This is a genomic window from Pseudomonas sp. H3_E07 (assembly GCF_054668895.1).
Window position 1 is genome coordinate 2,418,592 of sequence record NZ_CP162795.1, and the last position, 21,125, is coordinate 2,439,716.

Below are 21,125 nucleotides of genomic sequence, written 5' to 3' on the forward strand. Positions count from 1 at the left end.
CGACTTGCCAGCGCCTACAGGGAATTCGTCCGGTTACAGATAGTTCGCCATGATCTCGTCGACGACGCCATCTTTTCGCAGTTGGTCCAGCGCGGCCTGAAGCTTGGCTACCAGCTCATCCGGCACGTCCTTGTTCAGTGCAAGGTAGAGCTGGGCGCTGTTAAAGCGCAGGACCGTCTTGAGCCCCGTCACGCCGACTTGGCGCGCCAGGTAACGTCCGGCAGGATCGCCGGTGGCCCACAGATCGATCTGGCCATCCATCAGTTTCTGCGCGTTGTCCTGGTCCCGCAGCACGACTATCGGCTTTAAACCCTGTTTTTCCAGGGACTCGGCAATCGCATCACCCTTGTAGGCACCGATCCTGTAGGGGCGGGCGTGCTCAAGGTGGGCCAGTTGGATTTTGCTGTCAGCCTTGGCCAGCAGCACCCAATCGTCGGGGCCAATGGGGCCGACCCATTTGAACAGCGCTTCACGGTCCGGCAGCCGGGCCATCACGAACACACCGTAACCAGGTTTTTCCAGGGCGAGCTTGTAGATGCGTTCCCAAGGAAATCGCAGGGTGAGGTTGTAGGCAATACCGGCGCGCTTGAAGGTCTCGCGCACGATGTCCACGGCAATGCCTTCGATGTTCTCTTCCTTGGCGAAGTTCTTGCCGTTTTTCGCCATGTTGTAGGGCGGGAAGTTTTCCGTCAGCAGCACCAGGGAGGCGTCGGACGGTTCTTCGGCGCGGGCCGAACCTGCCAACAGGAGGGACGTACTGGCGAAGGCGAGCAGCAGGTGCTTGAACATGTAAGTTACCGGAATCCATGGCAAGCGCAGAGAGTGCCGCGCACTTGCCATGGTGTCCAGCAGCATTCAGCGAACGACGATACCGCGCGCCGCCATGTAGGCCTTGGCCTCAGGAACGGTGTACTCGCCAAAGTGGAAAATACTCGCCGCCAGCACCGCGCTGGCGTGGCCTTCGGTCACACCGTCGGCCAGGTGCTGCAAGTTGCCGACGCCGCCGGAAGCAATCACCGGAATGCCCAGCGCATCGCTGATGGCGCGGGTCACGCCCAGGTCGAAGCCGTTTTTCATGCCGTCCTGGTCCATGCTGGTCAGCAGGATTTCACCGGCGCCCAGGCCTTCCATCTTCATTGCCCACTCCACCGCGTCCAGGCCGGTGGGCTTGCGCCCGCCATGGGTGAAGATCTCCCAGCGCGGGGTTTCACCCGGGCCAGAAACCTTCTTGGCGTCGATGGCAACGACGATGCATTGCGAGCCGAAATGCTGCGCCGCTTCGCCGACAAACTCCGGGTTGAACACGGCTGCGGTGTTGATCGAAACCTTGTCCGCGCCGGCATTGAGCAGGTTGCGGATGTCTTGCACGGTACGCACACCGCCGCCCACGGTCAGGGGGATGAAGACCTGGCTGGCCATGCGCTCGACGGTATGCAGCGTGGTGTCGCGGCCATCGACGCTGGCGGTGATGTCGAGAAAGGTAATCTCGTCGGCACCTTGCTCATCGTAGCGACGAGCGATTTCCACCGGGTCGCCGGCGTCGCGGATGTTCTCGAACTTGACGCCCTTGACCACGCGACCGTTGTCGACGTCCAGGCAAGGGATGATGCGTTTGGCCAGCGCCATGGTCAGTCCTCAGCCGTTGTAGGCGTCGCAGTAAGCCTGGGCTTCGGCGACGTCCAGGGTACCTTCGTAGATCGCACGGCCGGTGATGGCGCCGATGATGCCGGGCGCCTTGGCGTCCAACAGCGACTTGATGTCGCCCAGGTTGTGGATACCGCCAGAAGCGATCACCGGGATCTTGGTCGCAGCCGCCAGCGCGGCGGTGAAGGGTACGTTGCAGCCCTGCATCATGCCGTCTTTGGCGATGTCGGTATAAACGATGGCGGACACGCCGTCGGCTTCGAACTGCTTGGCCAGGTCGATCACCTGCACGGTGCTGATTTCAGCCCAGCCGTCGGTGGCGACGAAGCCGTCTTTGGCATCCAGACCCACGATCACTTTGCCGGGGAACGCGCGGCAGGCTTCGGCGACGAACGCCGGGTCTTTCACGGCCTTGGTGCCGATGATCACGTAGCTCACGCCGGCTTTAACGTAATGCTCGATGGTTTCCAGGGAGCGGATACCGCCGCCGATCTGGATCGGCAGGCTCGGATAGCGCTTGGCAATGGCGGTAACCACTTCGCCGTTGACCGGCTGGCCTTCGAAGGCGCCGTTCAAGTCCACCAGATGCAGACGACGGCAGCCCCCTTCTACCCATTTGGCAGCCATGCTCACCGGGTCATCGGAGAACACAGTGGAGTCTTCCATGCGGCCTTGGCGCAGACGTACGCAGGCGCCGTCCTTGAGATCGATAGCGGGGATAATCAGCATCTGGCAAACCTTATTCGATATTCAGCAATGCTTGGGAAATCAGGGTTTCTCAAGCGACCACAGGTCGCTTTCGATGCTTTCGAACCTTTCTTTAAGGAGCGTCTGCGTGTCGAAAATCGCCCTGTTGTAATAATGCGGAGCCACTTCAGTGGTGAACAGCTCAAGAATCTCGGCGACCTCGAACGAGCCCAATTTAAGCTCGAATCGGTCCTCCATGAAGCGCTTGATCTTGAGGGTAGCCTCACTCTCCTGTTCGGGCGTGAGGTTCAAGATCGGCTGCTTCGGCTTCCTGGCCATTTACCAGCGCCCGTCCCAGGCGGCGAAGTTCTGCAGCAATTGCAGGCCGTGGGTATGGCTCTTCTCCGGGTGGAACTGCACGGCAAAGCGCGAACCCTCGGCCAGCGCGGCGGCGAAATCGACGCCGTAGTGACCGCCACCCACCACCTGGCCCGGTTTACCGGCGGCGATGTAGTAGCTGTGCACGAAGTAGAAACGCGCCATGTCCGGCACGTCGTGCCAGAGCGGGTGATCCACGGTCTGGCGGACTTCGTTCCAGCCCATGTGCGGGACTTTCAGGTGTTCGCCGTCTTCGTGCAGGTCCTTGCCGAAGAACTTCACCTGGCCTGGGAACAGGCCGATGCAGTCGACGCCGTCGTTCTCCTCACTGCTGTCGAGCAAGGCTTGCATGCCCACGCAGATACCGAGAAACGGCCGATCCTGGCTGACTTCGCGCACCAGGCTGTCAAAGCCCAGGCGGCGGATTTCGGCCATGCAGTCGCGAATCGCACCGACGCCGGGAAACACCACCCGGTCGGCTTCGCGAATCACGTTGGCATCGCTGGTGATCAGCACCTTGCCGGCCCCTACGTGTTCGAGGGCCTTGGCCACCGAGTGCAGGTTACCCATGCCGTAATCGATAACCGCGACCGTCTGCATTACAAGACGCCCTTGGTCGATGGCATTTGCCCGGCCATGCGGTCATCCAGCTCGACGGCCATGCGCAGCGCGCGGCCGAAGGCCTTGAACACGGTTTCGATCTGGTGGTGGGTGTTGGTGCCACGCAGGTTGTCGATGTGCAGGCTGACCAGTGCGTGGTTGACGAAACCCTGGAAGAATTCCTGGAACAGGTCAACGTCAAAGCCGCCCACGGTGGCGCGGGTGTAGGGCACGTGCATCTGCAGGCCTGGGCGGCCGGAGAAGTCGATGACGACGCGCGACAGCGCTTCGTCGAGCGGGACGTAGGCGTGGCCGTAGCGACGGATGCCTTTTTTGTCGCCAATAGCCTTGGCAAACGCCTGGCCGAGGGTGATGCCAACGTCTTCCACCGTGTGGTGGTCATCGATATGCAGGTCGCCTTTGCTGACGATATCCAGGTCGATCAGCCCGTGACGGGCGATCTGGTCCAGCATGTGCTCAAGAAAAGGGACACCGATATCAAATCGGGCCTTTCCGGTGCCATCCAGGTTGATCGAGGCTTTGATCTGGGTTTCCAGAGTGTCGCGCTCGACGGACGCCTTACGTTCGGCCATCACCAACTCCGCAAAATCATTGGGCGAAAAAGGCAGCCATTATAGGGGCGCGGGCGCCAAACAGAAACATCGGAGGGGATAAGACTGATGGAGTGTCGGCGATAGACATGTGCATACAAGCAGGCGCTCCAGGATGGTGCGCCGACCCGAAAGCTTCAGGCGGGTGAAGATAAAGTGCGGGAGCAGGCAAGCCCGGCTCCCACAGGAACCGGGCCCACCGTTATTGCGGTGTTAGTGGAACAGTACTGCGGTTTTCTGCAGGGTTACCCACACACCCCACGCCAACGGAATACCCACTACCAGCCAGGCGGCAATCGCCAACGGCACAGTGCCAGGGGCGGCTTTCCACTCCAGGGAAGTGGTGGCATCCGCGCCTTTGTCGTGACCCAGCGCCTGTTCGGCGGCCAGTTCGGCGTCGGTCATGAAGTACTTGTCGGCCACCGGGCGTACCAGCAGGTTGCAGATGAAACCCAGCACCAGCAGGCCGGCCAGGATGTACAACGTGATGTCGTAGGCAGCGGCGCGTTCAACGCCGATGCTCAACTGATACTCACGCAGGTAGTTCACCAGCACCGGGCCCAGCACGCCAGCCGCCGCCCACGCAGTCAGCAGGCGACCGTGGATCGCACCGACCATTTGCGTACCGAACAGGTCGGCCAGGTAGGCCGGAACGGTCGCAAAACCACCGCCGTACATCGACAGGATGATGCAGAACGCGGCGACGAACAGCGCCACGTTGCCCAGGTGACCCAGGTTCGGGATCAACGCGTACAGGGCAAAGCCCAGGGCGAAGAACACGAAGTAGGTATTTTTACGGCCCAGATAGTCGGAGAACGACGCCCAGAAGAACCGGCCACCGATGTTGAACAGGCTCAACAGACCGGTGAAACCTGCCGCGATCGCCGCGATGGAAGCCAGTTGACCGGCATCCAGTTGGCCAAACGGCACATCCACACCCAGCAGCTTGCCGCCGAACACTTCCTGCAGCAGTGGCGAAGCCATGCCGAGGATGCCGATACCGGCAGAGACGTTCAGGCACAGTACCAGCCACACCAGGCGGAATTGCGGGGTTTTCCACGCCACGTTCACGTGCACGTGACGGTGAGTGATCATCGCGTTGCTGGCTTTTTTCGCCGGCGCGGTCCAGCCCTCAGGCTTCCAGCCGGTCGGCGGAACGCGGTAGGACAAGGCGCCGCCGATCATGAACACGAAGTAGATCGCGGCCATTACCAGGAAGCTCTGCCATACGCCCACACTGTCGGGCGTTGCGAAGTGGCCCATCAATGCTGCTGCCAGCGGAGCACCCACCATCGCACCGCCACCGAAGCCCATGATCGCCATGCCGGTCGCCATGCCGCGCTTGTCCGGGAACCACTTGATCAGGGTCGACACGGGCGAGATATAGCCCAGGCCCAGGCCAATACCACCAATGACCCCGGAGCCGATCCACATCAGCCAGATCTGGTGGGTGTAGATACCCAACGCCGAGATCAGCAGGCCACCGCACCAGCACAATGCCGATACAACACCGGCCTTACGTGGCCCGGCATGTTCCAGCCAGCCGCCCCAGATCGCTGCCGAGCAGCCCAGGAAGATGAAGAACAGGGTATAGATCCAGCCCAGCATCGAGATGGGCCAGTCGCATTGCGACGAGAAGACTTGGGCGATGAAACTCATGTCCGGCGCACAGGCGACCGGCTTGGTGATACCCAGCGCCTTGGACAGTGGCAGCCAGAACACCGAGAAGCCGTAGGCCATGCCGATGCACAGGTGGATGGCCAGGGCGGCCGGTGGAACCAGCCAGCGGTTGAAGCCGGGCTTGGCGATGATGCGTTCCTTGGACAGGAACGCAGGCTGTGCGGCAGTTGAACCTGCCGCAGTGCTTGTGCTCATTGGTGTTTCCCCCAGTTGTTAGTATGTGTTCGTCAGGCGCTCTCTCCCTCGGCCTTGCACGCAAAGCGTGGCCGTTTTGTTGAGTGAAGCTCCCTTTTAGGCGCGACGTTAAGCCGCAGAAGGCGGACGAACTCGCAGAGATTAGCATCTGTGGATGACAGAAAAACCAAACTGATATCACCTTTTTCAGGAAATCTGTTTTGTTTGACGCCAAAAACCCGTTTCCCCGGCCCTGGATACAATGTAACGATCGTGGCACTGACGCAGGCCGTCGGGCGTTATACTCTGCGGCTAAATTTTGAAATCGACATACAAGGACTCGCCCATGAAAGCGTTCGGCAAAATCCTGGGTCTGGTACTTCTCGGGCTGTTGCTGATCATTGTGGCTCTAGGCTTTGCCCTGACCCATCTCTTCGATCCCAACGACTATAAAGACGAGATTCGCCAGATTGCCCGCGACAAGGCCCACATCGAGCTGACGCTCAATGGCGATATCGGCTGGAGCCTATTCCCCTGGCTCGGGCTTGAACTGCACGAAGCCAGCGTGGCGACACTGACCGCGCCGACCCAGCCGTTCGCCGACCTGCAGATGCTTGGCCTGTCGGTGCGCGTGCTGCCGCTGCTGCGCCGCGAAGTGCAGATGAGCGATGTACGCGTCGAAGGCCTCAACCTGCGCCTCAACCGTGACAAACAAGGCCACGGCAACTGGGAAGACATCGGCAAGAACGTGACCGAGGCGACCGTCGGCAGCCCAGGCTCGGTTGAGCAGCCTGCCGAGACCGAACCGGAAAAGCCCTCGAAGCCCATCCGCCTGGACATCGACAGCCTGACGATCAACAACGCGCGCGTCGAATACAACGACGAGCAGACCGGCAAGCAGTTCAGCGCCGAAAGCATCCAACTGAGCGCCGGTGCCGTGCACGAAGGCGCCAGCATCCCGGTGAAACTCACTGCCTTCTTCGGCAGCAACCAGCCGGTGATGCGCGTCAAGACCGAGCTCAACGGCAACCTGCGTATCCAGCGTGCGCTCAAGCGCTATCAGTTTGAAGACATGAAGATCACCGGCGAAGCCACGGGCGAGCCGCTGCAAGGCAAGACCGTGACGTTCTCGACCCAGGGCCAATTGCTGGTGGATCAGGCGGCCAATATCGCCGAATGGACCAACGTGAAGCTCTCGGCCAACCAGTTACGCGCCTTGGGCGAGCTGAAGGTCAACGACCTGGACAAGACTCCGCAGTTGAGCGGCGCGCTGTCCATCGCCCAGTTTGACCTGGCCAAATTCCTCGACGGCGTCGGCCACCCGCTGCCGCCCATGGCCGAGGGCAGCCTGAGCAAAGTCGAACTGGTCAGCCGTCTCAAGGGCACGCCGACCAGCCTGGCCCTGGAAGACCTGAACCTGAAACTCGACGGCAGCACCTTCACCGGTCGCCTCGCCGTGGAAGACTTTGCCAAGCAATCCCTGCGCGTCCAACTCAAAGGCGATACCTTCAACGCCGACAATTACCTGCCGGCCAAGTCTGAATCCGCCAAAGGCGCAGCCGCAGCCCGCCAGGCCGAAGTGCAGAACAGCGAAGCCGGTGCCATGGCTGCCGGCGGCACCACGCCACTGCCCGACGCGCCGACCAAAGGTGCCTGGAGCACCGACAAACTGTTGCCGCTGACACGCCTGCGCACGCTGGATGTGAACGCCGACCTGGCCTTCGGCCAACTGACCCTGAGCAAGCTGCCCATCCAGAATGCGGTGCTCAAGGCGTCCGGCGTCGATGGCCAGCTCAAGCTCGACACCCTGAGCGGCGGTCTCTACAACGGCTCGTTCCAGGCCAATGGCACGCTCGACGTGCGCCAGGACATCCCGGTACTCGCGCTGCAAAGCCACATCAAGCAAGTGCCGGTCGAACGCATCCTGCAAGCTCAGGGGCAAAACCCGCCGGTGAAGGGCCAAGTCACCCTCGACAGCAACCTCACGGGCCGCGGCAATAGCCAGAAAGCCCTGATCGACAGCCTCAACGGCACCGCCAGCTTTGTGATCAACAACGGCGTATTGCTCAACGCCAACCTTGAACAGCAGCTGTGCACCGGTATCGCCTTGCTCAACCGCAAGACCTTGAGCAGCACACCACAAGGCAAGGACACGCCATTCCAGGAATTGAAGGGCAACCTGACCTTCCGTAACGGCGTGGCCAGCAACCCCGACCTGAAAGTGCGCATCCCGGGCCTGACCGTCAACGGCAATGGCGACGTCGACCTGCGCGTGCTGGGCATGGACTACCGCGTCGGTATCATCGTCGAAGGCGACCAGCGTGAAACGCCGGATCCCGCCTGCCAGGTGGGCTCGAACTTCCAGGGCATCGAAGTGCCGTTGCGCTGCCGTGGCCCGCTGGAACTCGGCGCCAAGGCCTGCCGCCTGGACAAGGACGGCCTGGGCCAGGTTGCCATCAAGGCCGCCGGCAACCGCCTGAACGAGAAGCTGGAAGAGAAGCTCGACAAGGTTAATCCGCAGCTCAAAGATGCTTTGAAAGGCCTGTTCAAACGATGAGAGACGAGCAGTTTTCAACGGCGGTGCTTGACTGGTACGACCGCCACGGTCGCCATGACCTGCCCTGGCAACAGGGCATCACGCCTTACCGGGTGTGGGTCTCGGAGATCATGCTGCAACAGACCCAGGTGAGCACCGTGCTCAATTACTTCGACCGTTTCATGGCTTCGCTGCCAACGGTCGAGGCCCTGGCCGCGGCGCCGGAAGATGAAGTACTGCATTTGTGGACCGGCCTGGGTTACTACACCCGCGCGCGCAATCTGCAGAAGACCGCAAAGATTGTCGTGGCCGAGTACGGCGGCGAGTTTCCCAAGGATGTCGAGAAGCTCACCGAGCTGCCCGGCATCGGCTTGTCCACCGCTGGCGCGATCGCCAGCCTGAGCATGGGCCTGCGCGCGCCGATCCTCGACGGCAACGTCAAGCGCGTGCTGGCGCGCTTTACCGCGCAAGAGGGCTACCCAGGCGAGCCCAAGGTGGCCAAGCAGTTGTGGGCCACCGCAGAACGCTTCACGCCCCATGACCGTGTCAACGCCTACACCCAGGCGATGATGGACATGGGCGCCACGCTTTGCACCCGCAGTAAACCCAGCTGCCTGCTGTGCCCACTGGAAAAAGGCTGCGAAGCCCACATGCTCGGCCTGGAGACACGTTATCCAATCCCCAAGCCACGCAAGACCCTCCCGCAAAAGCGCACGCTGATGCCGCTGCTGGCCAATGCCGAGGGCGCAATCCTGCTTTACCGCCGCCCTTCGACGGGCCTGTGGGGCGGTCTCTGGAGTCTGCCGGAGCTGGATGACCTGCAAGACCTGGAACACCTGGCCAACCAGCACGCGCTGGCGCTGGGCAAGCACCAGGAACTGCCGGGGCTGATCCACACCTTCAGCCACTTCCAGCTCGCCATCGAACCCTGGCTGGTCCAGGTCGAGGAATCCGCCCATCACGTGGCCGAGGCCGACTGGCTCTGGTATAACCTCGCCACCCCGCCGCGCCTGGGCCTTGCCGCCCCGGTAAAAAAACTGCTGAAACGCGCGGCCGACGTATTGAATGCAGGAGTTTCGTCATGACCCGCACCATCATGTGCCGCAAGTACAAAGAAGAACTGCCAGGCCTCGAACGCCCTCCTTACCCGGGAGCCAAAGGCCAGGACATTTTCGAGCACGTCTCGGCCAAGGCCTGGGGCGACTGGCTGAAACACCAGACCCTGCTGATCAACGAAAAGCGCCTGAACATGATGAACGCCGAAGACCGTAAATACCTGGCGGGCGAAATGGACAAGTTCTTTTCCGGCGGGGATTACGCCAAGGCCGACGGCTACGTGCCACCTGCTCAATAATTGATCAAAAACCGGGGTCTGCACGTAAGCGACGGTAATAATTAAATATTTTTTGAAAACTTGCTTGACGACCCCCTGAAAAACCCGTTTAATGCGCCCCGTTGCCCAGATAGCTCAGTCGGTAGAGCAGGGGATTGAAAATCCCCGTGTCGGCGGTTCGATTCCGTCTCTGGGCACCAAAATACCGAAACCCCTGATTCCGAAAGGTCTCAGGGGTTTTTTCGTTTACGGCCCTCGCCACCCTTCAAAATACAAATCTTATAGACGCTTTTCCGGCAAGCACCGCCGGCGAATCGATCGGTGCTGTGCGTTCAACGGCATTACGGCCGATACAGCGGGAACGCCTCTATCAGCGGCACTATTTCCCGGCCTGTTTCTATTGCGCTTTGCGAGGGCTCGTTCGGTCTTGGAATGTTCCTGGCAAAGTGAAAGATGATGGTCTGCCCGGTAGTGCCATCCCTGTAATACTTGAAATAACTGATTTCCGAGAATTGCCCGTCTTTACGCAATGAGGTGGGATAAAACATCATCGAATAATCGATTCCGGTTTTATTGTCGGTCAGCAGGATCGCAGGCATGTTCGGGTTTTCTTGCTGGTGAAGCTGGATGGCCCGCTTGGCGAGGTCGAGGGGTTTGAAGCGGTTCATCTCCCGAGGCACGACGGTGAAGTCCAGCATTTCATTCCAGGCATCGATGCTTTCCTCTGCCGGGAAATACTCCCACAAGCCCGGTTTCTGGAATTTGAGAACGAACGTTTTACCGCCGAACACCACGGTTTTGGTGTCGGCAATCGACGGGCTAGACATGTCGGACGTGAGCGGCGTGGTGCAGCCGTACAGCAGGGCGACGGTGGATAACACAAGCAATAGGGCTTTCATTTCAATCCTTGAAAAAGTGCGTCAGTGTATTTTGCGCAGGCCACAGTAGCCGAACGCATCACTGAATACTGTCTTTATCGGGACCGAAGATGAAGTGACAGTACGCAACCCACCGCCTTTCAGTTGAGCAAAAACACCATCAATGGATTGTCATTCAACCGCCCACTGAATACCGCATGCTGATGCTCCAGCGCCGTCCCTTTGAGCAATGCCGTTTCCTTGCGCGCCACAATCACCCACGCAGGCCGGGGCACTCCCTCTAGCTGATCAAGCTCTGCCCTGCCGATAAATACCGGCTGCTCATCGTGATTCAGGTTCATCATGTAGCGCACCGCCCAAGTGTCCCGGCCCAGGTTGATAAACACCAGCGGCCCAGGCGCCGTGGCACGCATCGCTTCGACCTGACCCACAAACTTGCGGGTATCGAATTGCAGGTCCTTGGCCGGCTCCACTACCGTCACCAATAGCAACCATTGCGCCATCAATGCGATCAGGCTGAGCCACACCAACCGCCCCACTCGCCGCCAGGCGATCAGCGCTGCGACTTGCAACACCGCCAACACGCCAATCAGCAACGGCAGCGAAACGTCGGGCCAGTAACCCTGCTTTTGCCACCCATGCCGACAGACAAAGACTACAACCACGCACAACGCCGGCAGCGCCACGATCAGCCCTTCGTAGCATCGGCGCACGCCCGAGAGCCAACCTGGCGCCTGAAGCAACCCATAGGCCGCGACAGCCGCAAACATCGGCACCATGGGCAGGACGTAATACGCACGCTTGAAGTGCGGCACCGACAGCCCGAGCAAGATCATCAAGCCGCAGGCGCCGAGTCGTGCCACCCATTGCAGGTCACCTTCGAACCGCTCGGACCAGCGATGACGCAGCGCAATCATTGTGGCCAGCGCCAATGGCACCACCGGGAAATAGCGGTACAGGCTCAATTGGAAGTAGAAATAGAACGGCTCGCCGGTTTCATCGAGACGGCCGCCTACCTGCATCCTGAAGACCTCGTCGGCAAAGGCGTCGCCCCCACTGATGCGCGCCAACTTCATCAGCAACCACCAACAGATTGCCAGCAGCACTAGGCCAACAGCGCCGTGAATCAGCACCTGTTTCACACGCTCCCCAGGCTTGCCCAACGCCCAGTACACGCAGACCACGCCACAGACTTCAATCAACCCCAGCGGCCCGCGTATCGCAAAGCCCAGGATGAATAACGGAAACACCGCAAGCCGCCTCCAACGCCCGCCACTGTGCAACAGGTAAAAACTTCCTACACACAACAACGCCACCATCTGATCCAGGCAGACCGAACGGGATTTTTCGAGCAGTTGAGTGGTAAGCAGGGTCAACAGCACAGTGAGCAGCGCCCACTGGCGATTCGCCGGGACCAGCAACCGATAAATCAAGGTAACCACGCCCGCGGAAGCCAGGGCGGTGGGCAGCACATTGGCCAGATGGTTGGGCGCGCCAAAGAGTCGGGCAAACACAAAGCTGAAGAACGTCGCGGTGCCTGGGTAATCCGCGTAGGGCTGGCCGTAGGTGGTCGGGAAAAGACTCGCACCATGGCGAAACATTTCTTGCAGGAACAGCGCCCAGCGTCCGTCAAATCCCTGGGGCTGCTGATCCCAGATACCCAGGGTAAAAAGCAGCATTGCAAACAGGAAGATGCCTAGGGACTCCAGGCGAAAACGGTTGCGGTGATCCATCGGTTGACCTGTCAGGTAAGGGGCGCCGACTTATGGTGCCGACTGCCCTGCTGAATAGCGCCTGAACGGACCTGAACATTCCCGTTTTTACCGACCCGCGGGCCACACCCATTTCGGAATCAGTCGTACATAAATCAACTCGCCCACCAATTCGACCAAGGTTTGCAGGATCACGGCCGTCGCTGCCAACCCACGCACGTCCTCCGGCAGCGCCAGCGCCAAGGGCAACACCACCAGCGAATTGCGCGTCGACGCGCTGAACGTCACCGCCCTGGCCGTCACCGCGGGCAGCGCAAACAGCCGCGATGCCAGCGCCCCCATCAATGGCGCCAGCAACAGGAAACCGATGTACACCGGGATCACCGGCAGCAGCAGGTTGATATCCCGCACCACCGAGATGATTTGCGAGGCGATCACCACAAACAGCACCAGCGCCATCGCCGGCACCGGCATCCACGCCCACGCGACGTTCCAAGCACTGACGAGCGATGATTGCCGTGCCAGGGAAGTCGTGAGCACGGCCAGAACCATCGGCACCACGATCAGCAGGAAGAACGCCTCGATAAACGGACCCACCTCCACCACCACCGCGGACTGTGTCCCGAGCATCACGCTCAAATAGATCGGCAACAGCGCCAACTGAAGCAACAACAACACCGGCGTCGCCGCCAGCATCAGCCGTGAGTCGCCCTTGCCGATATGGGTAAACACCACCACGTAGTCGATGCACGGGGTCAGCAATACCAGCAACGCCCCAACCAGCAGAGCCGGGCGTCCTGCCAGGCTTTGAGTCAATGCCCATACCAGTAACGGAATGAGGATGAAGTTGGCGAGCAGCAATGCCGACAGGAAGCGTTTGTTGCTCAGGCTTTGGCGCACGTCCAGAAAGGGGATTTGCAGGAACATTGCGTACATCAGCACCGCGATGGCAGGGGTGACAAACGCGTTGAGGCCCTGGGCGAATGAGGGCGCGAACAGACCGAAGCCGACCGCCAGCAGAACGGCTGCGAAGTAGACCGGAATTTGGTTGTGTTCGAGGACGTCGCGAGTCATGAGGCTGGCCCAGATTGATCGAAAGGCCGTCAGCCTAAGCATCTGGAGGGGGAAAGGTCGAGCATCCCGACAATCTTCGCAATCACAATGCCCGAAATTTGTTAAGTTCGGCGTCTTATAAAAAAGCGCGTGAGCCAGCATGCCCTTACCCAAGGCGCAAGGACCCGGCAGTCCCATGAACCGCCCAACCCGCCCCACTCCGGAAGCTTTCCAGGAACCTGCCGCCGACGGCTACGTCCTGGGCGGCTTCACCTGGCACCACCCGCGCACCGACCTTGAGCGCCCGGTCGTCATCATCAACGCCGCCACCTCCGTCCGCTGCCGCCACTACGCGCGCTTTGCCGACTACCTGTTCGCCAACGGCGTTGACGTCATCACCTACGACTACCGTGGCATCGGCGAATCCCGCAATGGCTCATTGCGTGGCTTCAAGGCCTCATGGTCGGATTGGGGCGCGCTGGATTTCGAGGCAATGCTGAAGCGCGCGCAACGGGAGTTTCCGGGACAGCCGATTGATGTCGTCGGCCATAGCTTCGGTGGCTGCGCGGCAGGGCTCGGGGCATCGGGTGCGGTCATTCGGCGAATGGTGACCGTAGGCGCGCAGTTTGCGTACTGGCGCGATTACGCGGCGGACGTGCGCTGGCGAATGTTCGCCAAGTGGCATGTGGTGATGCCGTTATTGACCAAGCTGTGCGGGCACTTTCCCGGCAAGCGCCTGGACTGGCTGGAAGACACTCCAGCGGGCGTGGTGCGGGACTGGAGTACCCCGACGCCCAGGTACGAAACACGCCCCAGCGGACGAGCCTTGGGTAAGTTGCCATTCAGTCGTGTGAAGGCGCAGATACTGGCTATCAGTATCACCGACGACCCCTTCGGAACGGTAGCTGCCATCGAGCGACTATTGGATTACTTCGACAGCAGTGCGCGCACTCATCTGCGGATCGCGCCTGAAGACATAGGCGAAAAGGAAGTCGGACATTTCGCATTTTTTCGCAGCGAGTATCAGGATCGGCTGTGGCCGATTGCATTGGCGTGGCTTCAAACCGGCCAATTGGCTGCAGATACCCTTGGGATTTCCCTCAACCTGCGCTTCAATACCCCATCCCGATCCGAAACCTAGGACGCTGAGCCCATGGCCTCGCCGAACAAGCAACAAAAACGTGCCCACCGGGCAAAGGCCAAGGCCAAGCAGAACCGTACCCAGCGTGCCGTAGCGACCAAGCCGGACGCGTTTGCCGGCGACGACAGTCGCATTGACCTTGAGTCAGTGGATTTGACCGAGCTGTTCGTAGAGATGCGCACCGCTGGCGAAACCAGCCAACAGGCCTTGTGCGCCGTGTTCTTGGCCCACCCGTTGCTGGCACTGGTGCTGGAACAGGAAGGCGAAGAAGAAGCCACCGATTTTATCCTGGCGGCGCTGATCGAGTATCGGCAGTGGGCTACAGATACCGATGATGAAGCCGCGGCCCTGGCGTGGATCGAGTCGCCGCAGTTCCAGGCGGATTACGTCGCGGCGTCCCAAGCGCTGACCAACTCCCAGGACTGACACCGGACAAAATGTGGGAGCCGGGCTTGCCCGCGATGACGGTGTGTCAGCCAACGAAGATATCGATTGTCAGTCGGTCATCGCGGGCAAGCCCGGCTCCCACAATATTTAGTTCAGTACTGCCGCACCCGCTCTCTGTGTCTTGCGACGGCTCGACACAAACAGCCCCGCCGCCACCACCAGCAAGCTCAGCACCCCAGTCGCAATGATCTCGATACGGTGCGCTTCCTGGAACAGCATGATGGTCAGCGTACCCACGATGAACACCATCACTGCGTAGGTCAGGCCCGGGAACAGCCACATCTTGAAGACAATCTTCTCGCCCGCCGCCGTGCGTTTCTGGCGCATGCGCAGTTGCGACACGGCGATCACCAGGTACACCAGCAGCGCAATGGCGCCGGAGCTGGCCAGCAGGAATTCGAACACTGCCGCCGGGGCCACGTAGTTGGCGAATACCGCCAGGAATGCCGCGCCAGTCGACAACAGCACAGCCCAGTAAGGCGTGCCGCTCTTGTTGGTGCGCTTGGCCACCGCTGGCGCATCACCGCGACGACCCAGGGAGAACAGCATGCGCGAAGCGGTGTACAGCGCCGAGTTCAAGCAGCTGGTCACGGCAACCAATACCACCAGGTCGACGATCAGCTTGGCGTTCGGGATGCCCATGCGTTCCAGCACGGTCTGGTAGGAACCTACGGCTGCCAGGGTCGGATCGTTCCACGGCACCAGGGACACCACGATGAAGATCGACAACAGGTAGAACAAACCAATCCGCCAGATCACCGAGTTGGTTGCCTTGGTAATTTGCTGGCCTGGGTTCTTCGACTCAGCGGCGGCGATGGTGACAATCTCAGTGCCCATGAACGAAAACATGGTGGTCAGGATTGCAGCCAACACAGCGCCCATGCCGTTGGGCATGAAGCCTTGGGTGTCGAACAGGTGGGAAACACCGCTGACCTGGCTGGTCGGCAGGAACCCGAAAATAGCGGCCAGGCCGAGGATCACGAAGCCCACGATCGCCACGACCTTGATCAACGCAAACCAGAACTCGAACTCGCCGTAGTTCTTCACGCTGAACAGGTTGGTTGCTGTCAGCAGCAGGGTAATGACCAGGGTAAAGACCCAGATCGCAATATCAGGGAACCAGGCATGAAGGATGGTCGCGGCAGCGTTGGCTTCCAACGGAATCACCAACACCCAGAACCACCAGTACAACCAGCCAATGGTGAAACCGGCCCAGTGGCCGATCGCCCGGTCAGCGTAGGTGGAGAACGAACCGGTGTCCGGCGACGCCACGGCCATTTCGGCCAGCATTCGCATCACCAACACCACCAGCGTCCCCGCAGCGGCATACGCCAACAGTACGGCCGGGCCGGCGGCAGCAATCGCGTGGCCGGAGCCGACAAACAAACCGGCACCGATAACGCCGGCAATCGACAGCATGGTGACGTGACGCGGCTTGAGCCCCTGTTCGAGGTCATTGGAGCTTTGCGTACTACTCATTGACACACCTTTACGAGGAATTGCGAAAACGGTCGGCCCGGCTCGGAATCTTTGTCGTGAAAAGAAACCAACAGGGCGTTCTTTATTTTTTACGCAAGATTTGCGCCAAAATGTTACAGCGCCGCGATTGACGCGGGCTGTAGGAAGTTTCAACACGCCTCGCAAGTCATTGAGAACAATGGCATTCCGCTATAGCGTTACCGTGCGACTCACATTCAAGACGAATAAACGCACCATAAACACACACAAAAAGTACGTGACGCCCCACAAAAGGGCTGATATGCACCGTTTGCCCGGTTAACCCTTCCAACACCCGACCAAAGCTGGCACCATCGCGCCCTTTTTTACGCGAAGCCTGCAGTTTTTCAGGTTCAAACGGATGTTCGGTTGTTGATGGCGCGACACGCTGCTGTGCCGATGCGACACCCTGCCGCACACCACCTGTTTACCGCCGGCCACGCTGTTGGCTGCCATCAAGACGCTATGCTAGCTTGGCGCCTCGCCAGGAAGGCGGCCCAACAGCAGGATTGCAATGAACACAATGAGGACCCCACATGGCCGAGGCCACGCCCGCGCTTGAAATCCGCAACTTGCATAAACGCTATGGTGAGCTGGAGGTACTCAAAGGTATCTCGCTGACCGCTCGCGACGGCGATGTGATCTCGATCCTGGGTTCCTCCGGTTCCGGCAAGTCCACCTTCCTGCGCTGCATCAACCTGCTGGAAAACCCGCACCAGGGCCAGATCCTGGTGGCCGGTGAAGAACTCAAGCTCAAGGCCGCGAAAAACGGCGAATTGATGGCCGCCGACGGCAAGCAGATCAACCGCCTGCGCAGCGAAATCGGTTTTGTGTTTCAAAACTTTAACCTGTGGCCGCACATGAGCATCCTCGACAACATCATCGAGGCCCCTCGCCGTGTGCTCGGCCAAAGCAAAGCCGAAGCCATCGAAGTCGCCGAAGCCCTGCTGGCCAAGGTCGGCATTGCCGACAAACGCCACGCGTACCCCGCGCAACTGTCCGGCGGCCAGCAGCAACGGGCGGCCATTGCGCGCACTCTGGCGATGCAGCCTAAAGTCATCCTGTTCGATGAGCCCACTTCGGCGCTTGACCCGGAAATGGTTCAGGAAGTACTTAATGTGATCCGCGCACTGGCCGAAGAAGGCCGCACCATGCTGCTGGTCACCCATGAAATGGGCTTCGCCCGTCAGGTGTCCAGTGAAGTGGTGTTCCTGCACCAGGGCCTGGTCGAAGAGCAAGGATCGCCACAGCAGGTGTTTGAAAACCCGCTTTCGGCGCGCTGCAAACAATTCATGTCCAGCAACCGCTAACGGAGCAACATGCATGCAGAACTATAAAAAATTCCTTCTGGCTGCGGCCGTCTCGATGGCGTTCAGCGCCACGGCCATGGCAGAAACCTTGAAAATGGGGATCGAAGCGGCCTACCCGCCGTTCAATAATAAAGACGCCAGCGGCAACGTCGTGGGCTTCGACAAAGACATCGGCGACGCCCTGTGCGCCAAGATGAAAGTCGAGAAGTGCGAAGTGTATGTGTCCGACTGGGACGGCATCATCCCGGCCCTGAACGCCAAGAAGTTCGACTTTCTGGTGTCCTCGCTGTCGATCACCGAGGAGCGCAAGGCGGCCGTCGACTTCACCGACCCGTACTACTCCAACAAGCTGCAGTTCATCGCGCCTAAAGCCACCGCCGACTTCAAGACCGACGCCGCTTACCTCAAAGGCAAAGTGATCGGTGCACAACGCGCCACGTTGGCCGGTACTTACCTGGAAGACAAGCTGCCGGATACCGAAGCCAAGCTGTACGACACCCAGGAAAACGCCTACCTCGACCTGACCTCCGGTCGCCTGGACGGCATCCTGGCTGACAAGTACGTGCAGTACGAATGGCTCAAGAGCAAAGACGGTTCGGCCTACGAGTTCAAAGGCGACCCGGTGGTAGAAAGCGACAAGATCGGTATCGCCGTACGCAAGGGCGACCCACTGCGCGAGCGCCTGAACAAAGCCCTGGCAGAGATCAAGGCAGACGGCACCTACAAGAAGATCAACGACAAGTACTTCCCTTTCAGCATCGAATGATCTGAACGGTATGCCCGGCGCGCTCAGTTGAGCGCGTCGGCTTTTTGCAATGCCTGCCGCGATATGAAAACACCATGAATTTCGATCTCTACGGATTCGGCCCGGCGCTCGCCGCTGGCGCGCTGATGACCGTCAAACTGGCGCTCACGGCCCTGTGCTTGGGGCTGGTGCTAGGCCTTGCCGGCGCCTTGGCCAAGACTTCGCCGTACAAGCCGATGCAATGGCTTGGCGGCGCTTACTCGACCATTGTTCGCGGTATTCCAGAGCTGTTGTGGGTGCTGCTGATTTACTTCGGCACGGTCAACCTGATGCGTGCCCTCGGGGAGTTCTTTGGCAACCCCGACCTTTCCCTCAGTGCCTTTGCCGCCGGGGTGATCGCCCTGGGCCTGTGCTTTGGTGCCTACGCAACGGAAGTGTTCCGTGGCGCGATCCTCGCCATTCCCAAAGGCCACCGTGAAGCCGGTATCGCCTTGGGGCTGTCGAAGTTCCGGATCTTCACTCGGCTGATCATGCCGCAGATGTGGCGCATCGCCCTACCGGGCCTTGGCAACCTGTTCATGATCCTGATGAAAGACACCGCGCTGGTATCGGTGATCGGCCTGGAAGAAATCATGCGCCATGCGCAGATCGGCGTGACCGTCACCAAGCAGCCATTCACCTTCTTCATGGTCGCCGCCTTCATGTACCTGGGCCTGACCGTCCTGGCCATGACCGGCATGCACTTCCTGGAAAAACGCGCCGCCCGCGGCTTTGCAAGGAGCACCCAATGAGCGGCGACTACAGCTGGCTGGCGCATTTCGACCTGGGCCTGAACTGGGCCGTGATCATCAAGTGGCTGCCCAAGCTGGCCCAGGGTGCCATCCTCACCCTGGAGCTGGTGGCCATTGCGGTCATCGCCGGCCTGTTGCTGGCAATTCCGCTGGGTATCGCGCGCTCCTCGCGCCGCTGGTATGTCAGCGCCCTGCCCTATGCCTACATTTTCTTCTTCCGTGGCACGCCGTTGCTGGTGCAGTTGTTCCTGGTCTACTACGGCCTGGCGCAGTTCGACTCGGTGCGCGAGAGCTTCATGTGGCCCTACCTGCGCGATCCGTTCTGGTGCGCCACCGCCACCATGACCCTGCACACCGCCGCCTACATCGCCGAGATCCTGCGCGGCGCGATCCAGGCCATCCCGCCGGGCGAGATTGAAGCCGCGCGCGCCCTGGGCATGTCCAAGCCGAAGACACTGTTCTACATCATCCTGCCGCGCGCCTCGCGCATCGGCCTGCCGGCGTACAGCAACGAAGTGATCCTGATGCTCAAGGCCAGCGCCCTGGCCAGCACCGTCACCCTGCTGGAATTGACCGGCATGGCGCGGACCATCATTGCCCGTACGTACCTGCCGGTAGAGATCTTCTTCGCCGCCGGCCTGTTCTACCTGTTGATGGCGTACGTGCTGGTACGCGGCTTCAAACTGCTGGAACGCTGGCTGCGCGTCGATGCTTGCCAAGGACGTTGAGGCCCGCTTCCACGCGCTGGATGCGTTCCTGATCGAGCACCAAGGGCTGTGGAAACCACGGCCCTTTACGCATCGCCAGTTACCTTGGGAAGCCGAGCATCCCGACCTCGCCCAGTGGCTTCGCCAACGCTCATTGGCCGAAGCCGAAGCCCGTCACAACCATCCCCATGACCTCGCCGCGCCTGCACCTTTTCCACAGCTTGCTGCGCAAGCCGTGCAGCTCAGTGCTGTGGATAAGTTACCGGTGCACCCGCTGCAAGCCGCTCGCCATCGCCTGAATGTGGATGTTCCGGGTCGCAAGTGGGAACAGATTGAAGCCTTTGGCGCGGCACTGCAGTTTGCACAGACACCCACACACTGGCTGGACTGGTGCGCGGGCAAGGGCCACCTCGGTCGTCGTCTGTTACAAACCGGGCAGGCACTGACCTGCCTGGAATACGACCCTGCGCTGATCGCTGCAGGCCAGGCCTTGAGCGACCATCATGGCTTGCCGGTGACCCATCGCCTGCAAGACGTGATGGCCGATGTGGCGATCACCCCCGAACACACGCCCGTCGCCCTGCATGCCTGTGGCGACCTGCATGTGCGCCTGCTGCAGCTGGCCAGCGCGGCCGGCTGCAAACAGCTGGCGCTGGCGCCGTGCTGCTATAACCGCATCCATGCTGACGCCTACCAGCCACTGTCCAATGCAGGCCGGGCGTCACGCCTACAACTGTCGATCGATGACCTCGGCCTGCCGCTGAGCGAAACCGTCACCGCAGGCAAACGCGTGCGCCTGCAACGGGACACGTCCATGGCGCGACGCCTGGGGTTCGATCAACTGCAACGCGACCTTCGTGGCGTCGACGAATACCTGCCAACGCCCTCCCTGCCTGCCAGTTGGCTGGACAAACCCTTTGCCGACTATTGCCGGGAGCTGGCAGGCCTCAACGGGTTATCCACAGCTGAACAGGATTGGGCGGCGCTGGAAGCGTACGGCTGGCGCCGCTTGGCCGAGGTCAGGAGTTTGGAACTGGTGCGTAGTCTGTTTCGGCGCCCACTGGAAATGTGGCTGGTACTGGATCGGGCATTGTTTCTCGACGAAAACGGCTACAACGTCCAAGTAGGCACCTTTTGCGAACCCGCACTGACGCCGCGCAACTTGATGGTGCTTGCCGAGCGCGATTAAGGGGCGAAATTG

At 60.5% G+C, this 21,125-nt stretch carries 21 protein-coding genes and 1 tRNA gene; 11 read left to right on the forward strand and 11 right to left on the reverse strand.

All coding sequences use genetic code 11. The annotated features are described in order from the left end of the window. Positions 1-33: 33 nt before the first annotated feature. The 7 genes from AB4O08_RS10970 to AB4O08_RS11000 form a co-directional block, all read right to left on the reverse strand. Complete coding sequence (locus tag AB4O08_RS10970) at positions 34-789, reverse strand: substrate-binding periplasmic protein (protein ID WP_010213885.1); 756 nt, start codon at positions 787-789, stop codon at positions 34-36. Between the two features lie 66 nt (positions 790-855). Next, positions 856-1,626, reverse strand: coding sequence for an imidazole glycerol phosphate synthase subunit HisF (hisF, locus tag AB4O08_RS10975; RefSeq protein ID WP_016972251.1), 771 nt, complete (start codon positions 1,624-1,626; stop codon positions 856-858). Between the two features lie 9 nt (positions 1,627-1,635). After that, on the reverse strand, positions 1,636-2,373 hold the full coding sequence (hisA, locus tag AB4O08_RS10980; protein WP_010213887.1) for a 1-(5-phosphoribosyl)-5-[(5-phosphoribosylamino)methylideneamino]imidazole-4-carboxamide isomerase: 738 nt from the start codon (positions 2,371-2,373) through the stop codon (positions 1,636-1,638). 39 nt (positions 2,374-2,412) lie between these two features. Beyond that, complete coding sequence (locus tag AB4O08_RS10985) at positions 2,413-2,670, reverse strand: DUF2164 domain-containing protein (protein ID WP_010213888.1); 258 nt, start codon at positions 2,668-2,670, stop codon at positions 2,413-2,415. Beyond that, complete coding sequence (gene hisH, locus AB4O08_RS10990) at positions 2,671-3,309, reverse strand: imidazole glycerol phosphate synthase subunit HisH (RefSeq protein ID WP_010213889.1); 639 nt, start codon at positions 3,307-3,309, stop codon at positions 2,671-2,673. Further along, complete coding sequence (gene hisB / locus AB4O08_RS10995) at positions 3,309-3,902, reverse strand: imidazoleglycerol-phosphate dehydratase HisB (protein WP_003218037.1); 594 nt, start codon at positions 3,900-3,902, stop codon at positions 3,309-3,311. Before hisB ends, hisH begins: the two co-directional genes overlap by 1 nt. A 231-nt stretch (positions 3,903-4,133) precedes the next feature. Beyond that, positions 4,134-5,795 (reverse strand): OFA family MFS transporter, encoded by a 1,662-nt coding sequence (locus AB4O08_RS11000; protein ID WP_021492193.1) that lies wholly within the window; start codon positions 5,793-5,795, stop codon positions 4,134-4,136. 325 nt (positions 5,796-6,120) lie between these two features. Between AB4O08_RS11000 and AB4O08_RS11005 the strand changes: the two genes are divergently transcribed. The 4 genes from AB4O08_RS11005 to AB4O08_RS11020 all read left to right on the forward strand — a co-directional run bounded on the left by AB4O08_RS11005 (position 6,121) and on the right by AB4O08_RS11020 (position 9,843). Next, on the forward strand, positions 6,121-8,331 hold the full coding sequence (locus AB4O08_RS11005) for an AsmA family protein (RefSeq protein ID WP_010213892.1): 2,211 nt from the start codon (positions 6,121-6,123) through the stop codon (positions 8,329-8,331). Beyond that, positions 8,328-9,395, forward strand: a complete 1,068-nt coding sequence (mutY, locus tag AB4O08_RS11010) for an A/G-specific adenine glycosylase (RefSeq protein ID WP_021492194.1) — start codon at positions 8,328-8,330, stop codon at positions 9,393-9,395. The genes AB4O08_RS11005 and mutY overlap by 4 nt, the downstream gene beginning before the upstream one ends. Continuing rightward, entirely contained in the window at positions 9,392-9,664 is a 273-nt protein-coding gene (locus AB4O08_RS11015) for an oxidative damage protection protein (protein WP_460114116.1), read from the forward strand. Before mutY ends, AB4O08_RS11015 begins: the two co-directional genes overlap by 4 nt. 103 nt (positions 9,665-9,767) lie before the next feature. After that, a tRNA-Phe gene (locus AB4O08_RS11020) sits at positions 9,768-9,843 on the forward strand. 141 nt (positions 9,844-9,984) lie between these two features. On the opposite strand, the gene AB4O08_RS11025 is transcribed toward AB4O08_RS11020, so the two are convergent. From AB4O08_RS11025 to AB4O08_RS11035, 3 genes are all read right to left on the reverse strand, one after another. Beyond that, complete coding sequence (locus AB4O08_RS11025; RefSeq protein WP_021492195.1) at positions 9,985-10,542, reverse strand: hypothetical protein; 558 nt, start codon at positions 10,540-10,542, stop codon at positions 9,985-9,987. 119 nt (positions 10,543-10,661) lie between these two features. After that, entirely contained in the window at positions 10,662-12,254 is a 1,593-nt protein-coding gene (locus AB4O08_RS11030; RefSeq protein ID WP_045791395.1) for an ArnT family glycosyltransferase, read from the reverse strand. 87 nt (positions 12,255-12,341) lie between these two features. Next, positions 12,342-13,307, reverse strand: a complete 966-nt coding sequence (locus tag AB4O08_RS11035) for an arsenic resistance protein (RefSeq protein ID WP_021492196.1) — start codon at positions 13,305-13,307, stop codon at positions 12,342-12,344. A gap of 175 nt (positions 13,308-13,482) precedes the next feature. Here AB4O08_RS11035 and AB4O08_RS11040 point away from each other — a divergent pair, with 175 nt between their 5' ends. Together AB4O08_RS11040 and AB4O08_RS11045 are read left to right on the forward strand one after the other, a co-directional pair. After that, positions 13,483-14,427, forward strand: coding sequence for an alpha/beta hydrolase family protein (locus AB4O08_RS11040; RefSeq protein ID WP_044286489.1), 945 nt, complete (start codon positions 13,483-13,485; stop codon positions 14,425-14,427). A gap of 12 nt (positions 14,428-14,439) precedes the next feature. Continuing rightward, positions 14,440-14,853: a hypothetical protein gene (locus AB4O08_RS11045; protein WP_042571326.1), complete on the forward strand. Its 414-nt coding sequence runs from the start codon at positions 14,440-14,442 to the stop codon at positions 14,851-14,853. 108 nt (positions 14,854-14,961) lie between these two features. Here the strand turns inward: AB4O08_RS11045 and gabP are convergent, their stop codons facing one another. Beyond that, the gene (gene gabP, locus AB4O08_RS11050; RefSeq protein WP_010213905.1) at positions 14,962-16,353 is read right to left on the reverse strand and encodes a GABA permease; all 1,392 of its coding nucleotides are present in this window, start codon (positions 16,351-16,353) and stop codon (positions 14,962-14,964) included. A 554-nt stretch (positions 16,354-16,907) separates the two neighbouring features. Between gabP and AB4O08_RS11055 the strand changes: the two genes are divergently transcribed. From AB4O08_RS11055 to AB4O08_RS11075, 5 genes are all read left to right on the forward strand, one after another. Next, entirely contained in the window at positions 16,908-17,681 is a 774-nt protein-coding gene (locus AB4O08_RS11055; RefSeq protein WP_010213906.1) for an ABC transporter ATP-binding protein, read from the forward strand. 13 nt (positions 17,682-17,694) lie between these two features. After that, positions 17,695-18,447, forward strand: a complete 753-nt coding sequence (locus AB4O08_RS11060) for an ABC transporter substrate-binding protein (protein WP_010213907.1) — start codon at positions 17,695-17,697, stop codon at positions 18,445-18,447. 74 nt (positions 18,448-18,521) lie between these two features. Beyond that, positions 18,522-19,217: an ABC transporter permease gene (locus AB4O08_RS11065; protein WP_045791397.1), complete on the forward strand. Its 696-nt coding sequence runs from the start codon at positions 18,522-18,524 to the stop codon at positions 19,215-19,217. A 38-nt stretch (positions 19,218-19,255) separates the two neighbouring features. Further along, positions 19,256-19,945 (forward strand): ABC transporter permease, encoded by a 690-nt coding sequence (locus tag AB4O08_RS11070; RefSeq protein ID WP_029529264.1) that lies wholly within the window; start codon positions 19,256-19,258, stop codon positions 19,943-19,945. Then, positions 19,926-21,113 (forward strand): methyltransferase, encoded by a 1,188-nt coding sequence (locus AB4O08_RS11075; protein WP_460114117.1) that lies wholly within the window; start codon positions 19,926-19,928, stop codon positions 21,111-21,113. The genes AB4O08_RS11070 and AB4O08_RS11075 overlap by 20 nt, the downstream gene beginning before the upstream one ends. The last annotated feature ends 12 nt before the right edge of the window (positions 21,114-21,125 follow it).

What these genes read in the sequence shown, in the direction of transcription:
- AB4O08_RS10970 (WP_010213885.1), bottom strand. Translation starts at nt 789, where the DNA reads ATGTTCAAGCACCTGCTGCTCGCCTTCGCCAGTACGTCCCTCCTGTTG.
- hisF (WP_016972251.1), bottom strand. Translation starts at nt 1,626, where the DNA reads ATGGCGCTGGCCAAACGCATCATCCCTTGCCTGGACGTCGACAACGGT.
- hisA (WP_010213887.1), bottom strand. Translation starts at nt 2,373, where the DNA reads ATGCTGATTATCCCCGCTATCGATCTCAAGGACGGCGCCTGCGTACGT.
- AB4O08_RS10985 (WP_010213888.1), bottom strand. Translation starts at nt 2,670, where the DNA reads ATGGCCAGGAAGCCGAAGCAGCCGATCTTGAACCTCACGCCCGAACAG.
- hisH (WP_010213889.1), bottom strand. Translation starts at nt 3,309, where the DNA reads ATGCAGACGGTCGCGGTTATCGATTACGGCATGGGTAACCTGCACTCG.
- hisB (WP_003218037.1), bottom strand. Translation starts at nt 3,902, where the DNA reads ATGGCCGAACGTAAGGCGTCCGTCGAGCGCGACACTCTGGAAACCCAG.
- AB4O08_RS11000 (WP_021492193.1), bottom strand. Translation starts at nt 5,795, where the DNA reads ATGAGCACAAGCACTGCGGCAGGTTCAACTGCCGCACAGCCTGCGTTC.
- AB4O08_RS11005 (WP_010213892.1), top strand. Translation starts at nt 6,121, where the DNA reads ATGAAAGCGTTCGGCAAAATCCTGGGTCTGGTACTTCTCGGGCTGTTG.
- mutY (WP_021492194.1), top strand. Translation starts at nt 8,328, where the DNA reads ATGAGAGACGAGCAGTTTTCAACGGCGGTGCTTGACTGGTACGACCGC.
- AB4O08_RS11015 (WP_460114116.1), top strand. Translation starts at nt 9,392, where the DNA reads ATGACCCGCACCATCATGTGCCGCAAGTACAAAGAAGAACTGCCAGGC.
- AB4O08_RS11025 (WP_021492195.1), bottom strand. Translation starts at nt 10,542, where the DNA reads ATGAAAGCCCTATTGCTTGTGTTATCCACCGTCGCCCTGCTGTACGGC.
- AB4O08_RS11030 (WP_045791395.1), bottom strand. Translation starts at nt 12,254, where the DNA reads ATGGATCACCGCAACCGTTTTCGCCTGGAGTCCCTAGGCATCTTCCTG.
- AB4O08_RS11035 (WP_021492196.1), bottom strand. Translation starts at nt 13,307, where the DNA reads ATGACTCGCGACGTCCTCGAACACAACCAAATTCCGGTCTACTTCGCA.
- AB4O08_RS11040 (WP_044286489.1), top strand. Translation starts at nt 13,483, where the DNA reads ATGAACCGCCCAACCCGCCCCACTCCGGAAGCTTTCCAGGAACCTGCC.
- AB4O08_RS11045 (WP_042571326.1), top strand. Translation starts at nt 14,440, where the DNA reads ATGGCCTCGCCGAACAAGCAACAAAAACGTGCCCACCGGGCAAAGGCC.
- gabP (WP_010213905.1), bottom strand. Translation starts at nt 16,353, where the DNA reads ATGAGTAGTACGCAAAGCTCCAATGACCTCGAACAGGGGCTCAAGCCG.
- AB4O08_RS11055 (WP_010213906.1), top strand. Translation starts at nt 16,908, where the DNA reads ATGGCCGAGGCCACGCCCGCGCTTGAAATCCGCAACTTGCATAAACGC.
- AB4O08_RS11060 (WP_010213907.1), top strand. Translation starts at nt 17,695, where the DNA reads ATGCAGAACTATAAAAAATTCCTTCTGGCTGCGGCCGTCTCGATGGCG.
- AB4O08_RS11065 (WP_045791397.1), top strand. Translation starts at nt 18,522, where the DNA reads ATGAATTTCGATCTCTACGGATTCGGCCCGGCGCTCGCCGCTGGCGCG.
- AB4O08_RS11075 (WP_460114117.1), top strand. Translation starts at nt 19,926, where the DNA reads ATGCTTGCCAAGGACGTTGAGGCCCGCTTCCACGCGCTGGATGCGTTC.